Consider the following 13,281-nt stretch of genomic DNA (forward strand, 5'->3'; position numbering starts at 1 on the left):
GCTCGCGGCGCACGGCGCGTCCTGGCGGCCCAGCAGCAGCCCCTCCGGTCGCCGGGCGGCGGCCGGCGCGCAGGGTGGCGCGTCGGGGCGTAGGTACGCGGGGCGGGCGACGGGACCCGGTGCGCGCGGGACGGCGCCGGGCCGTCAGGCGGCCGCGAGCCGGCGGTCGAGAACGGCGAGAATCAGCTCCTCGATCCGGCGCGCCACCGCCCCGCTGTCGTCGTCGGGGCCGGCCAGCAGGTCGAAGGTCTCGAAGCTGGTCAGCATGAAGAGCAGTTCCACCAGCTCGTCGAGCTCGGCCTCGCCCACCTCAGCGTCGCGGTCGGCGAGCAGCCGGCCGAGCACCACCTGGAGTCCGCCGCGCCGCCGCTCGCCGCGGCTCTGCAGCGCGGTGTCGAGTTCCGGGTCGAGGATGCCCAGGCCGCGCAGCCGCCGCAGGGCGATCCGGCCGGAGGCGTAGAAGCCGGTGAGCACGTCGAGGACGGTGGAGAGCGCCTCCCGGCCGCTGGGCGCCATGAAGGCCGCGGGCATCCCGGCCATTCCGCCGCGCTGGGCCAGGTCGTCGAAGAGTGCCTCCAGCAGGCCGGTCTTCGAGTCGAACTGGTAGTAGACGGTCATCCGCGCCACTCCGGCGGTCTTGGCGACGGCGTCCATGCTGAACGAGGCCGGGCCCTTCTCCCCGGTCAGCAGCTCGCAGGCCGCCTCCAGAATGCGGGTGCGGGTCTGTTCGGCGGCTACCTGGCGTTGGCCGGCTCGGTACTGGCGTGGGCTCATGGGCTGTTGACGTCTCCTGAGGCGGGTGCTATGACATTCATTGTACACTCAGTCTATATAAAAATACGGGGGCAGGGAACGGTCCGGCACGGACCGTCTCCCGGGCCCGCCCCCGTGGAGGACCGGCGCCACTCCCACACACGACATCTCTCCACGCGGAGGCCACGATGAGGTATCGCCATGTGAGTGTGCCGAGGCTCGGCGGAGCCGAGGTCCTGCGGCTGTCCAGCGACGAGCTCCCGGCCCCGACCGTCGGTCAGGTCAGGGTCCGGGTGCTCGCCGCCGGTGTCTCCTACGGTGACATTCTGCTCCGTGCCGGCGTCATCCCCGGCGGACCCAAGCGCCCCTTCACCCCCGGATACGACCTGGTGGGGGTGGTGGACCAGGTCGGACCCGGCACCAGGGCCCCCGAGCCGGGCCAGCGGGTGGTGGCGCTGGTGCGCAGCGGCGGTTACGCGGAGTACGCGCTGGTCGCCGCCAACCGGCTGGTCGCGCTGCCCGACGGGGTCGATCCGGTGGAGGCCTCGGCGCTCGCCCTCAACTACTTCATCGCCCAGCAGATGCTGCACCGGGTGGCCGAGGTCCGGCGCGGCGGGACGGTGCTGGTGCACGGGGCGTCCGGCGGCGTCGGCACCGCCTTCCTGGAGCTGGCCGCGCTGGCCGGGGTCACCGTGTACGGCACCTGCTCCGCCGCCCGGGCCGAGCAGGTGCGCGCGCTCGGCGGGCACCCCGTCGACCGGGCCGGGGACTTCCTGCGGGTGGTGCGCGGACTGCCGGGCGGCGCGGTGGACGCGGTCTTCGACCCGATCGGCGGCCGGCACTTCCTGCGCTCGTACCAGGCGGTGCGGCGCGGCGGCGTGATGGTCGGCTTCGGCCAGAACGCCGCGCTGCGCGGCACCGACCAGCGGGACCTGCTGACCGGCGCCCAGGGGTTCCTGGGCGGCATCGTGCTGCCCAAGCTCATCCCGGACGGGAAGCGGACCCTGTTCTACAACGCCTGGAGCCTGGAGAAGTCCCATCCGGCCGCGTACCAGCAGGACCTCGCGACCGTGCTGGAGCTGCTCCAGAAGGGACAGGTCCACCCACGGGTGGGACGCACCATGCCGCTGGACGAGGCGGCGGACGCGCACCGCGCGATGGAGAGCGCGGCCGTGACCGGCAAGATCGTGCTCGTCACGGCCGCGGCGTAACCGGCCGCGACCCGGCGCGCGCCACCGGACGCGGGGCGTGCGCCGGCCGCCGTGCTTCCGTCCCCGGGGTACGGCACCGTGACCGGGGACGGGGCAGGAAAGGTTCCCAGCGTGTTGGGGATTCCCGACCCATGACGGTGGGACGGCCGGTCCGCAGGATGGCCGTAGCACCGCTTCCCCCCGCTGCCGTCCCGCCGGAGGTCCTCCGATGCGAACCGCCCTGCGCCGTGCCCACCGCCGTCTCCTGCTGCGCCGGTGGGCGCGACTGACCGGCCGCTACCTGGCGGACGGACTGATCTGGCTGGGGCTGGCGATGGGGGCGCTCGCCGCGCCCTCCGCCCTGCCGGGGGTGCGGAAACCGGAGGACGTGCTGCCCCCGCCGGGGGTGCCGGAGTGGCATCCGGAACGGGCCGGGGCGCGGCCCGCGCCGCTGACCCGGCACGAGGAGGAGCTGTGGGCGCACCTGCTGGAGCGCTGAGCGGCCCCCGGCTCCGGCGGCTCAGCTGCCGAGGCCGGCCCGCCGGGCCCGGACGGCCGCCTCGGCGCGGTCCGCGACCTGGAGCTTGCTGAAGATCCGGGAGAGGTAGTTGCGCACCGTCTTCATCGAGAGCCCGAACTCATTGGCGATGTGCGCGTTGTTGCGGCCGTCCGCGAGCATGGTGAGCACCGCCATCTCCCGGGGGGTGAGGTCGGGGAACGGTTCGCGCTCGGGGGCCGGCCGGCGGACCTGCGCCAGCAGGTGGGCGGCGGCCTCCGGGCCGAACAGCGCCCCGCCCTGGCTGACCGCGGTGATCGCCCGGCGGACGTCGTCCAGGCCGGCGCCCTTGACCAGGTAGCCCCGGGCACCGGCCCGGACCGCCGCGACGATGGAGTCGTCGTTGTCGTCGGCGGTCAGCATCACCACTGCGACCCGCGGGTGGCGGGCGAGCAGGGTCCGGGTCGCCTCGATGCCGTCGGTGCCGGGCATGCCGATGTCCATCAGCACCACGTCGGGTGCGAGCCGTTCGACGGCGGAGAGCACGTCGGCACCGTCGGTGGCCTCGCCGACCACCGTCAGTGAGTCGATCCGGTCCAGGAGTTGGCGTAATCCCGCCCGAAACAGCTCGTGGTCGTCGACGACCAGGATACGGAGGTTTCGAGGCACGACGGGGTCCATGGGGGCTCCTAGGGGAGGGTGAGGAAACGCGTGGAACGCGCGGAAGACCGGGGGTTGGCGCGGGTCGGTCGGGCACGGACTCCGCGACGGCCCCAGGACGGGGAGGAGGGGCCGGGGGGTGGGTCAGTCGAGCCGGCCGCTGTCGCCGGCCGGCGCCGCGTGCGGCAGTCGGATTCGGACCGCGGTGCCGTGCGGGGCCCGGGCCGCCACCGAGAAAACGCCGCCGAGTTCCTTGGTGCGGACGCACATGGACGGAAGTCCGATTCCGCGGACGGCGTCCGCGGAAATACCGATCCCGTCATCCTCGATCCACAGGTCGAGGCCGTTCCGGCCGACCGAGGCGGAGATCCGGCAGACCGACGCCCGCGCGTGCCGGGCGACATTGGCGACGGCCTCGCCGGAGATTTTCTTCAATTCGGTCTGGACGTCCTCCGAGAATTCGTCCAGGACGGTCGGCAGCTCGGTGACGAAGCGCAGCCGGCCGGCCCCGGCCTCCTCGAAGGCCCGGACCTGCCGGTCCAGGAACTGGCGCAGGGTGCCGGCGGACTCGACGGTCCTGGGCTCGGAGCGGTCGAGGTCCCGGATCACCCGGCGGACGTCGGCGATGGCGGTGCTGACGTCCTCCCGGGCCTGCGCCAGCAGGGCCGGGGCCTGCTCGACGCCGTCGTCGAGGTCGAGGCCGGCCAGCTCCATCCGCATGTGCAGCGCGGCCAGCCGGGGGGCCAGCGAATCGTGCAACTCCCGCCGGAGGCGGCGGCGTTCGTCGAGCCTGGCGGCGGCGTCCGGACAGCCGGACTCCGCGTCGGCGGCCAGGGCGGCGGCCGTGGCGGGGGCCGTCCGGCGCGGCTGGGCCGGCGGCAGACCGGCCGCTCCGAGGCCGGTGACCAGTCCGAGCAAGGTGCTCACGAGCCGGCCGATCCGGTCGGAGGTGTTCCGTTCACCGCGCGTAGTGAGCGCCGCCGCGCCGCCCGTGGCCAGGTTGGTCGGTCTTCGATCGGCCCTGCCGGAGGATTTTATTATCTGGTCCAGCATGGTTCCTGAGATCCCCCCGTCGCTCGCGTCTGACCCACTGTGCACGGGCGTTTCCTGGCGCGGGGAAATGGAATTCCTCGGGCATGTCCGAAAAACGGCACGGCGGACCCCGCACTATCGGTCCGTCGCGCGTTTCAATGCCGTGATCCCAATCCACCCGGGACAAGACCTTAGGCGCGCCGTTGCACAGGGCGCAAGGGTGGGAGAGCCGGGTGGGGGAGCGGGCCCTGACGGATTCGGACACTTGGTTGCACCCATGTGAGTGAGCACTTACCCTCATGGAGTCGGGCCACGAGCACGACCGGCGAACGAGGCGCGCGGCGCCCCGCCGGCGTCCCCCGGAGAGCCGAGGAGGCGACCCCATGGGCACATCCCGCACCACCGATCTGACGCTCGATCAGATCGCCGAGATCTACCGGACGATGAGCGTGATCCGGGCCTTCGAGGACCGCCTGCACGGCCTCGCGAAGAACCTCCCCGGCGCGGTCCACCTCTACAGCGGGCAGGAGGCCGTCGCCGCGGGCGTGTGCGCGGCCCTCGCCCCCGACGACTACCTCGCCAGCACCCACCGCGGCCACGGCCACGCGATCGCCAAGGGCTGCGACGTCGAGGCGATGATGAAGGAACTGCACGGCCGGCCCGACGGGCTCTGCGGCGGCAAGGGCGGCTCGATGCACATCGCGGACTTCGACCGCGGCATGCTCGGCGCCAACGGCCTGGCCGGCGGCGGCGTCCCGCTCGCCTGCGGCGCGGCGCTGATGGCGCGCCAGCAGGGCACCGGGCAGGTCGCGGTGGCCTTCACCGGCGACGGCGGCGCCAACCAGGGCGCCGTCCTGGAGAGCCTGGTGCTGGCCCGGATGCTCGACCTGCCGGTGATCTTCGCCGTCGAGAACAACGGCTACGCCCAGGCGACCCCCGCCGACCGGCACTTCTCCGGCACCGACATGGCCCAGCGCGCGGCCGGCTTCGGGATCCCCGGCGCGGTGGTCGACGGCTACGACGTGCTCGCCGTGCACGCCGCCACCACCGAGGCCGTGCGCCGCGCCCGGGCCGGCGAGGGCCCGACCGTGCTGGAGTTCCGGGCCGAGCGCTTCCACGGCCACATGGAGCTGTGGGACGACCAGTCCTACCGCCCGGGCGCCGACCCGGAGCGGCTGCGCAACGAGTCCGACCCGCTGCTGCTGCTCCGCTCCCGGATCGCCGACGGCACCGTGGCCGGGCCCGCCGCCTTCGAGCTGGACCGGCTCGACCGGGACGCCACCGCGCTCGTCGAGGCCGCCGTCGCGGCCGCCGCCGAGCCGTTCACGGCCGACCCGGGCAGCCTGCTCGACCACGTCTACACCCGCTGACCCGCCCCGGAGGAGGGATCCACGTGCGCACCATCACGTACCAGCAGGCGATCGGCGAGGCGCTGGCCCAGCAGATGCGCTTCGACCGCTCGGTGGTCCTCATGGGCGAGGACAGCACCAACGCCTGGGGCCCGACCAAGGGCCTGCACCGCGAGTTCCCGGACCGGGTGCTCGACATGCCGATCACCGAGGCCGCCTTCGTCGGCGCCGCGGTGGGCGCCGCCGCGACCGGTCTGCGCCCGGTGGTCGACCTGCTCTTCGTCGACTTCGCCACCGTCTGCTTCGACCAGATCGCCAACCAGGCCGCCAAGCTGCGCTACATGGCCGGCGGCCGGGTCTCGGTGCCGCTGGTGCTGCGCGCGATGTGGGGCACCGGCCTGCGCCGCGGCGCCCAGCACTCGCAGGCGCTGCACCCGCTCTTCGTGCACCTGCCCGGCCTCAAGGTGGTCGCGCCGTCCAGCCCGTACGACGCCAAGGGGCTGATGGCGCAGGCCCTGGTGGACGACGACCCGGTGCTGTTCCTGGAGCACAAGATGCTCTACTTCGTGCCCGGCGGCGTTCCCGAGGAGCCGTACGCGATCCCGTTCGGCTCGGCCAAGGTGGTCCGGCCCGGCACGGACTGCACGGTGGTCGCGATCGGCCGGATGGTCTCGGTCGCGCTCGCCGCCGCCGAGCAGCTCGCCGCCGAGGGCGTGCAGATCGAGGTGATCGACCCGCGGACGCTGTCCCCGCTGGACACCTCGACCATCTACGGCAGCGTGGAGCGGACCGGGCGGCTGGTCGTGGTGGACGAGGCCCACCCCCGCTGCAGCCTGGCCACCGACATCGCCGCCCAGGTCGCGCAGGACCGTTTCGCCGCGCTGCGCGGACCGGTCAGGATGGTCACCGGGCCGCACGCGCCGGTGCCGTTCAGCCCCGAGCTGGAGGACGCCTTCGCCCCCGGACCGTACCAGGTGGCGGCCGCCGTGCGCGCCACCGGGCTGGTGCGGAGCACCGCCTGAGCATCCGACCGACGACCGATCAGTTTCCGTACCGCTGTGCTGCCGGGCCCGGGTGCGGGCCCGCCGACCGAGGAGGAACCGAGTGACGTCCCAACCGTTCGTGAAGCAGCCCGACGAGGGCCGCGCCATCTGGCACGTGGGCGCGCTGCTCAAGTTCAAGGCGACCGGCGCCGAGACCAACGGGCAGTTCTGGCTCGCCGAGCAGCTGTCCCCGGCGGGCTACGCCTCGCCGGTCCACCTGCACACCCGCGAGGACGAGTTCTTCATCGTCCAGGAGGGTGAGATGGTGCTGCGGATCGGCGACGACGAGCACAAGGTCGGCCCCGGCGCGACCGTCTTCGCCCCGCGCGGCATCGCCCACCAGTACCGCGTGGAGACCGAGGGGACCCGGTTCCTGGTGCTGGGCACCCCGGCCGGGTTCGAGGAGTGGTTCTTCCAGACCGGCGAGCCGGCCACCAGCCTGGAACTGCCGCCGCCGCTCCAGGGCCCGCCGGACTTCGCCCGCCTGCTCGGCGCGCTGGAGCCGCTCGGCGTGCAGCTGGTCGGGCCGCCGCCCGGGCTGGGCGGGCCCGCCGGGCCGCCGCGCTGACCGGTGCCGCTGATCCCTTCGCCGGCCCCGCCGCCCTCCGCGGGCGGTGGGGCCGGCGTGCTGGTCGAAACCGGTGAGCGGGCACTCACCTGCACGCTATTCTTCGGGTACCCCTCCGCAGCCGCGGTCCGGTCAGGAACCGGCCGCCCCGTCCCCTCGGAGCCTTCATGAGTATGCGCGAGCAGATCGTCGACGCCGCAGAGCGGGTGATCCGGGACCTCGGCCTGGCCCGCTGCACCACCAAGGAGATCGCCGAGGTGGCGGGCTGCTCCGAGGGCACCATCTACCGGCACTTCCGCAGCAAGGAGGACGTCTTCCTGGCGGTCCTCGCCGAGCGGCTGCCCGGCCTGCTGCCGGTGCTGCGGGCGCTGCCGGAGGAGGTCACCAGCGAGGGCGAGGTGCGGGCGGCCCTGCAGCAGGTGGCCGAGGAGGCGCTCGCGTTCTACCGCGAGTCGATGCCGATGCTGCTGTCGGTCTTCGCCGAGCCCAAGCTGCTCGACCGCCACCGCGAGTGGATGCGGGCCAACAACGCGGGGCCGCACCGGGCCGCCGAGCTGCTGGCCGACTACCTGCGGCGGGCTCAGCGGGCCGATCTGGTCAGCCGGGACGCCGACCCGGTGGCGGCGGCCCAACTCCTGCTCGGAGCCTGCTACCTGGCCGCGTACGGGGGCGTCTTCGCCGCCCCGTCGGGCGGGTCGGAGGCGCTGCGCGAGGCCGAGGCCTTCGTCCGGCAGCTCTGGCGGACGCTGGCTCCGGCCGACCGGCCGGCGACGCCCGCGAGGAGCCGCGCCAAGGCCCGCTGAGCGGGCGAAGGACCAGCCCGCCGCCCGGTGAGCAGTACCGGGCGGCGGGCTCTCGCGTCCCGCCCCGAGCCCCGCGCGGGAGGCGAGCGGGGCGAATGGCAGGGGGCGGACGGCCTGTGCGGCCGTCCGCCCCCCTTGGTGCCCCGGTTCAGCCCTGGAGGCGCAGGACCTGGGCCGCCGCCGTGACCTGGCCGAGGTCCCCGGCGCACGGCATCAGCAGCAGCTCGTCGCAGCCCGCCTCGGTGTACTTGCCGACCAGCCCGCGCAGCTTGCCCGGGTTGTCGGCCGCGCCGCGCAGGATGTGGTCGACGAACGGCCCGGCGTCCCGGTAGTACGACCGCAGGTAGCCCTCGGTGTGCTTGCCGGCGTCCTCGCCGAGCGCGAAGTAGGCCAGCGCCACCAGCCGGGGCGCCTCCGTCCGCCCCTCCGCCGCCCACTGCTCGCGCAGCGCCTGGGCGCCCTGGGCGAACATCACCGGCCCGGTGCCGCCGCCGATCCAGCCGTCGGCCAGCCGGGCCGCCCGCCGCAGCGCGGCCGGCGAGTGCCCGCCCAGGATCAGCTCCGGCCCGTCCGTCCGGACCGGGGCCGGGCCGACCGCCGGCTCCCGGCCGGACTGCGCGTCGGCCCAGTGCCGGCGCAGCTCGACCACCTGGGTGCCCGTCCGGGCGCCCCGGCCGGTCTTCTCGACCTGGCCGACCTCGAAGTCGTCCTGGCGCGAGCCGACCGCCAGGCCGAGGGTCAGCCGACCGCCGGAGAGCCGGTCCACGGTGGCCGCCTGCTTGGCGAGCAGCGCGGTGTTGCTGCGCAGCGGCGAGATCAGGATGCTGGTCGCCAGACCGATCCGCTCGGTCACCGCCGCGGCCGCGGCGAGCGTGGTGAGCGGCTCCCAGCTGGTGTGCACCAGGCGGTCGATGGTGCCGAGCGTGGAGAACCCGGCCTCCTCGGCGAGCCGGGCCCAGGCGACCACGTCGGCGCCGGCCGCGCCGGCCAGCGAGGTCGGCAGTCCGATTCCGACCTTCATCTCACTCACCCTCGATCGGCTGGTCGTGACGGCGGGAGAGCACGTTCTCCATCGAGGCCAGCCGGAAGAAGGCCTGCGCGCCCTCCCGGCTGGTCATGTCGCGCGGAACGGCGAGGTGCTTCTCCAGCTCCCGCTCGAAGTCGCGGACGGCGGGCTGCTGGCTCATGTGCGCGGCCACCAGCGGCAGCGGGCCCTCGATCTCGATCACCCGGACGGCCAGCTCCTTGCCCACGAAGGCCTGGGTGCCGAGGAGCTTGCCGACCACCGTGCCGTCGGGCGTCTTGACGTCGAAGTCCGGGCGGCCGCTCTTGCGGAACAGCTCCTTGACGATGTCCTCGCTGCCCGGCAGCAGCGGGTAGTACAGCGCGTGCCACGTGCTCATGGTCGTCTCCTGACGGTTCGGGGCCGGGCTCGGCCCGTCGGTGGGTGCGGGGGACCGCGGGGCGGGTGCCGTCACTGGCTGGCGGTGACGCCGCCGTCGACGTACAGCACCTGGCCGCTGATGAAGCCGGCCCGCGGCGAGGCGAGGAAGGTGACGGCGTCCGCCACCTCGTGCAGCTCGGCGGTGCGGCCCAGCGGGATCCGGCCGAGCACCATCCGCATGAACTCCGGGTTGGCGGCGTTCTCCTGGACGAAGTCGGTGCGCACGAAGCCGGGGGCGACCGCGTTCACCGCGATCCCGTGCCGGCCCCATTCGGCGGCCAGCTGCTTGACCAGCAGGTCCAGGCCGGCCTTGCTGGCGCCGTACGCGCTGAAGCCGCGCCGGGCGCCGAACTTGCCGCGCACCGAGGAGAGGTGGACGATCCGGCCGCCGCCGGCCGCGATCATCGCCCGGCCGACCGACTGGGAGAGCCAGAAGGCGCCCAGCAGGTTGGTGTCGACGATGGTGCGCCAGTCCTCCTCGGAGATGGTCTCGGCGCCGACGGTGACCAGCGCGCTGGCGCAGTTCACCAGGACGTCGACGCCGCCCCAGTCGGCCGTCACCGCGTCCACCAGCCGCTCGACGTCGGCGCGGTCGGCGACGTCCACGGCGTACGGCGCGACGGTGCCGCCGCGGGCGGCCAGCGGGGCCAGCCGTTCGGCGGCCTCCTCGGCCTTCTTCAGCGAGCGGCCGGCGACGGCGACCTTGGCGCCCTGCGCGGCGAGGTCCTCGGCGACGGCGGCGCCGATGCTGCCGTAGCCGCCGACCAGCAGGACCCGGCTGCCGAGGAACTCCCGTTCGGCGGGGACGCGTTCGGGCGCGGGCCGGGGCGGGGCGCCGGCGCCGGGCGGGCCGCCGATCCCCGGGGGCGGGCCGCCGAGGCCCGGAGGCGGTCCGCCGAAGCCCTGGGGCGGACCGGCGACCCCGGGGGGCGGGCCGGCGCCCGGGCGTCCGCCGGGCGGGCCGGGCGGTTGGGTCGGTGCGGCTGCCGTCATGGCAGCACCTCCCTGTCGCGTGTCGGTGTATGCGGACGTTCTGATGGCGGTCGGGACCGCTCAGGCGGCGGGCAGGCCGAACAGCTCGGCGGCGTTGCCGTGCCGGATCCGGGCGACGGTGGCGGCGTCCAGGCCGAGGCCGTCCAGCCGGGCCAGCGAGGCGTCCAGCGGTGCGCTCATCGGCGGGGAGTCGGTGCCGAACATGACGTTGCCGGCCCCGAAGGCGTCGACGGCGGCGGCCACGGCCCGCAGGCTCGGGGTCGCGGTGTCGACGTACACCCGGCGCAGCGCCTCGGCGAGCGGCGGGACGGCGGGGCCCTGGGGCCCGGCCGTCCCCGGTCGGCCGGGACCGCCCGCACCGGGTCCGCCGACCCCCGGCGGCGGCCCGCCCGGAGCGCCGCCCGGAGCGCCGCCGGGAGCGCCGCCGGGGGCGCCGCCCGGCCGCCCGAAGGTGACCGGCATCCGCCGGGCCAGCTCCAGCCGCTCCAGCAGCAGCGGCAGCCCGCCGCCGCAGACCGGGGCGACGATCCGCAGCTCCGGGTACTTCTCCAGCCACCCGGCGAACAGCACCGCCGCCGTCCCGAGCGTGACGTCGCACGGCCGGGCGATCTGCTCGACCAGCCGCAGGTCGTCCAGCTCGCCGGCCCCGGCCGGCTCGGCCGGCGGGTGCAGCATCACCGGGGTGCGGTACTGCGCGGCCATCGCGAAGAAGGCGTCGGCCCGCAGGGTGTCCAGGAACCGGCCGGCGATGCTGGAGTTGACCATCAGCCCGACGAATTCTTCCTGCTCCAACCGCTTGGCGGCGGCGGCGAGTTCGGCGTCGGAGCCGAGCGGGTTGGTGTAGACGTAGCCGCGCAGCGCGGCGGGCCGGGCGCGGACCTGCTCGCCGAGCCAGTCGTGGAACCGTTCGAGGGTGTCCAGCGGCTGGCGGTAGTTGTCCAGGCCGGGCGTGCGCACCATGGTGCCCGCGCCGACGGGACTGCCGACCAGGGACATGGTGATCCCGGCCGCCGCCTTGAGCTCCACCATGCCGTCGACGTCGGCGAGGCTCGGCGGCATGGGGAAGCGGCGGAAGAGTTCGGGCGACGTGATGTGGCCGTGCACATCGATCGTCATCGGCTCGGCACCTCCTGGGACGGCCGCCGGCCGGTGGCGCGGCGGGGTGGTCACGGGCCTCGGACGCTCGGTGAGTGAGTGCCCGCTCGCACCGTAGGGCGCGTCCGGTGGGCGCGTCAACACGGCATGAGGAACGCCGGGTTGGTGCAACGAACGGGCTGGGAGAACGGCCCGGGACGGCCGGGACGCGGTCCGTGGGTGCCCGGGCGACGTCCCAGCCCGGTGGAGACGGATGCCTCCTGACACTGGGACCGCCCGGCGGCAAGGATGAGGCCGCGGGGCCGCCCCGGGGGCCGAGATGCCCCGGCCCCCGGGGTCCCGCCCTTCCGCATCGGGCGACCCCGCCCCGGTCCGCCGCGTTCCGTCGCGGCGGACGTCCCGCGATCCCGGATCGATTCGAGGAATCGATATGAAGGACTTGAAGAGCAACTCGGACGTCTGGCTGGTGACGTCGTCCAGCGTTCAGCTCGGCACGCTGTGGATCATGAAGACCTCGATCCTGCCGATGCTGAACTCGCTGCCCTACGACCGGTACGTCAACACCTGCCAGCTCATCGACATGCACGTGTTCCACCCGATCGCCTTCTGGAACGGCCTCGCCACCGCCGCCGTCGGCGCCACCAAGGCCGTCCGGACGGAGAGCAAGGTGGCCAAGGTGCTGTACGCGGCCGGCACCGTCGGCATGGCGACCGTCGCGGTCGCCTCCGAGGGCGTCAACCGCCCGATCTGGCGCCAGATCGAGCGCTGGAGCCCGTACCGGGACAGCGACGCCGCGTGGCGCGGCAAGCGCCGCCGCTGGCACCTGGCGCACGAGACCCGGACCATGGGCGCGATCGGCGCCGCGGCCTGTTTCGTGCTCGCCTCGCTGCTCTGAGCCGCGCCCCCGCCTCTCCTCCGTCCGTCCCCGGACCCGCCCCGGCCGTGTGCCGGCCGGGCCGTCCGCCGAGCAAAGGACTGTCATGACCTCGTCCATCGAGAGCGCGGTGGAGGCCAACAAGGCCCTCATCCGCGACCTGACCGAGCGGGCCTTCAACGACGGCGACCTCTCCGCCATCGGCGACCGCTTCGCCGAGGACTACGTGGTGCACGCCCCCGGCCTGCCCCCGATGCCGCCCGGCCCGGACTCCTTCCGCCAGGCCGTGCTGCTGTGGCGCAACGCCTTCCCGGACGTCCACGTGACCGTCGAGGACGTGGCCGGCGACGGCGACCGCGTCTACGCCCGCTTCACCACCCGCGGCACCCACCAGGGGCAGCTGTTCGACATCCCGCCCACCGGCAAGCCGGTCACCGTGCACGAGATGTCGTGCCACCGGGTCGTCGACGGCCGGGTCGTCGAGTCCTGGATCGGCGACAACGTGCCCCGGATCCTGCTCGACATCGGCGCCATCCAGCCGGTCGGCCGCCCGCGGCACTGAGCAGTCCAGCCACCCGAACCAGCCCGAGGGGAGCCCGCATGCACCGCACCCTGATCATCGCCCGGATGCTGCCCGGCGCGGAGGGCGACGTCGCCCGCGTCTTCGGCGAGTCGGACGAGACCGAACTGCCCCGGCTCGCCGGCGTCACGCACCGCTCGCTGTACCTGCTCGGCGACGCCTACGTCCACCTGCTGGAGACCGACGACCCGGGCCCGGCGGCGGTCGAGGCCGCCCGCCGGCACCCGGAGTTCGCCCGGGTCAGCGAACGGCTCACCCCGTTCATCTCCCCCTACCTGCCCACCTGGCGTTCGCCGCAGGACGCGGTCGCCCGGTGCTTCTACAGCTGGGAGCCCGGCGCCGGCGGTCGGTGAGCCCGCCCTCCGCCGCCGGCCACGGCCGACCCGGGGCCCGTTCACCCC

General features: G+C 74.5%; 16 protein-coding genes. 9 read left to right on the top strand and 7 right to left on the bottom strand.

Translation table 11 applies throughout. The features are described from left to right. Window positions 1–144: 144 nt before the first annotated feature. Complete coding sequence (locus ABTX81_RS35670) at window positions 145–774, bottom strand: TetR/AcrR family transcriptional regulator (protein ID WP_350554351.1); 630 nt, start codon at window positions 772–774, stop codon at window positions 145–147. Window positions 775–956: 182 nt separating this feature from the next. Here ABTX81_RS35670 and ABTX81_RS35675 point away from each other — a divergent pair, with 182 nt between their 5' ends. Together ABTX81_RS35675 and ABTX81_RS35680 are read left to right on the top strand one after the other, a co-directional pair. Beyond that, complete coding sequence (locus tag ABTX81_RS35675; protein ID WP_350554353.1) at window positions 957–1,964, top strand: medium chain dehydrogenase/reductase family protein; 1,008 nt, start codon at window positions 957–959, stop codon at window positions 1,962–1,964. A gap of 208 nt (window positions 1,965–2,172) precedes the next feature. Continuing rightward, entirely contained in the window at window positions 2,173–2,442 is a 270-nt protein-coding gene (locus ABTX81_RS35680) for a hypothetical protein (RefSeq protein WP_350554355.1), read from the top strand. A 21-nt stretch (window positions 2,443–2,463) separates the two neighbouring features. Here ABTX81_RS35680 and ABTX81_RS35685 read toward each other — a convergent pair whose 3' ends face one another. Beyond that, window positions 2,464–3,120, bottom strand: a complete 657-nt coding sequence (locus ABTX81_RS35685) for a response regulator (RefSeq protein ID WP_350554357.1) — start codon at window positions 3,118–3,120, stop codon at window positions 2,464–2,466. Window positions 3,121–3,243: 123 nt separating this feature from the next. After that, window positions 3,244–4,026 carry a sensor histidine kinase gene (locus ABTX81_RS35690; RefSeq protein ID WP_350554359.1) on the bottom strand — a complete coding sequence of 261 codons (783 nt, stop codon included), beginning with the start codon at window positions 4,024–4,026 and terminating at the stop codon, window positions 3,244–3,246. Window positions 4,027–4,514: 488 nt separating this feature from the next. Between ABTX81_RS35690 and ABTX81_RS35695 the strand changes: the two genes are divergently transcribed. The 4 genes from ABTX81_RS35695 (at window position 4,515) to ABTX81_RS35710 (ending at window position 7,894) form a co-directional block, all read left to right on the top strand. Next, the gene (locus ABTX81_RS35695) at window positions 4,515–5,501 is read left to right on the top strand and encodes a thiamine pyrophosphate-dependent dehydrogenase E1 component subunit alpha (protein ID WP_350554361.1); all 987 of its coding nucleotides are present in this window, start codon (window positions 4,515–4,517) and stop codon (window positions 5,499–5,501) included. A gap of 23 nt (window positions 5,502–5,524) precedes the next feature. Then, a complete protein-coding gene (locus ABTX81_RS35700) occupies window positions 5,525–6,502 on the top strand; it encodes an alpha-ketoacid dehydrogenase subunit beta (protein ID WP_350554363.1) in 978 nt (325 codons plus the stop codon). Window positions 6,503–6,584: 82 nt separating this feature from the next. Next, entirely contained in the window at window positions 6,585–7,091 is a 507-nt protein-coding gene (locus ABTX81_RS35705) for a quercetin 2,3-dioxygenase (RefSeq protein ID WP_327681265.1), read from the top strand. A 167-nt stretch (window positions 7,092–7,258) separates the two neighbouring features. Beyond that, window positions 7,259–7,894 carry a TetR/AcrR family transcriptional regulator gene (locus tag ABTX81_RS35710; RefSeq protein WP_350554366.1) on the top strand — a complete coding sequence of 212 codons (636 nt, stop codon included), beginning with the start codon at window positions 7,259–7,261 and terminating at the stop codon, window positions 7,892–7,894. A gap of 148 nt (window positions 7,895–8,042) precedes the next feature. Here ABTX81_RS35710 and ABTX81_RS35715 read toward each other — a convergent pair whose 3' ends face one another. The 4 genes from ABTX81_RS35715 to ABTX81_RS35730 all read right to left on the bottom strand — a co-directional run bounded on the left by ABTX81_RS35715 (window position 8,043) and on the right by ABTX81_RS35730 (window position 11,447). Further along, the gene (locus tag ABTX81_RS35715; protein WP_350554368.1) at window positions 8,043–8,915 is read right to left on the bottom strand and encodes an LLM class flavin-dependent oxidoreductase; all 873 of its coding nucleotides are present in this window, start codon (window positions 8,913–8,915) and stop codon (window positions 8,043–8,045) included. A gap of 1 nt (window position 8,916) precedes the next feature. After that, window positions 8,917–9,297, bottom strand: coding sequence for a SchA/CurD-like domain-containing protein (locus tag ABTX81_RS35720; RefSeq protein ID WP_350554370.1), 381 nt, complete (start codon window positions 9,295–9,297; stop codon window positions 8,917–8,919). Between the two features lie 71 nt (window positions 9,298–9,368). Next, window positions 9,369–10,331, bottom strand: a complete 963-nt coding sequence (locus ABTX81_RS35725) for an SDR family NAD(P)-dependent oxidoreductase (protein WP_350554372.1) — start codon at window positions 10,329–10,331, stop codon at window positions 9,369–9,371. A 60-nt stretch (window positions 10,332–10,391) separates the two neighbouring features. Continuing rightward, the gene (locus ABTX81_RS35730; RefSeq protein WP_350554374.1) at window positions 10,392–11,447 is read right to left on the bottom strand and encodes an amidohydrolase family protein; all 1,056 of its coding nucleotides are present in this window, start codon (window positions 11,445–11,447) and stop codon (window positions 10,392–10,394) included. 409 nt (window positions 11,448–11,856) lie between these two features. Between ABTX81_RS35730 and ABTX81_RS35735 the strand changes: the two genes are divergently transcribed. The 3 genes from ABTX81_RS35735 to ABTX81_RS35745 all read left to right on the top strand — a co-directional run bounded on the left by ABTX81_RS35735 (window position 11,857) and on the right by ABTX81_RS35745 (window position 13,233). Next, complete coding sequence (locus tag ABTX81_RS35735) at window positions 11,857–12,321, top strand: anthrone oxygenase family protein (protein ID WP_350554376.1); 465 nt, start codon at window positions 11,857–11,859, stop codon at window positions 12,319–12,321. Window positions 12,322–12,406: 85 nt separating this feature from the next. Then, on the top strand, window positions 12,407–12,862 hold the full coding sequence (locus tag ABTX81_RS35740) for an ester cyclase (RefSeq protein WP_350554378.1): 456 nt from the start codon (window positions 12,407–12,409) through the stop codon (window positions 12,860–12,862). Between the two features lie 38 nt (window positions 12,863–12,900). Then, window positions 12,901–13,233: a TcmI family type II polyketide cyclase gene (locus ABTX81_RS35745; RefSeq protein ID WP_350554380.1), complete on the top strand. Its 333-nt coding sequence runs from the start codon at window positions 12,901–12,903 to the stop codon at window positions 13,231–13,233. Window positions 13,234–13,281 lie beyond the last annotated feature (48 nt).

The organism is Kitasatospora sp. NPDC097605, from assembly GCF_040302725.1.
Lineage (GTDB): Bacteria > Actinomycetota > Actinomycetes > Streptomycetales > Streptomycetaceae > Kitasatospora.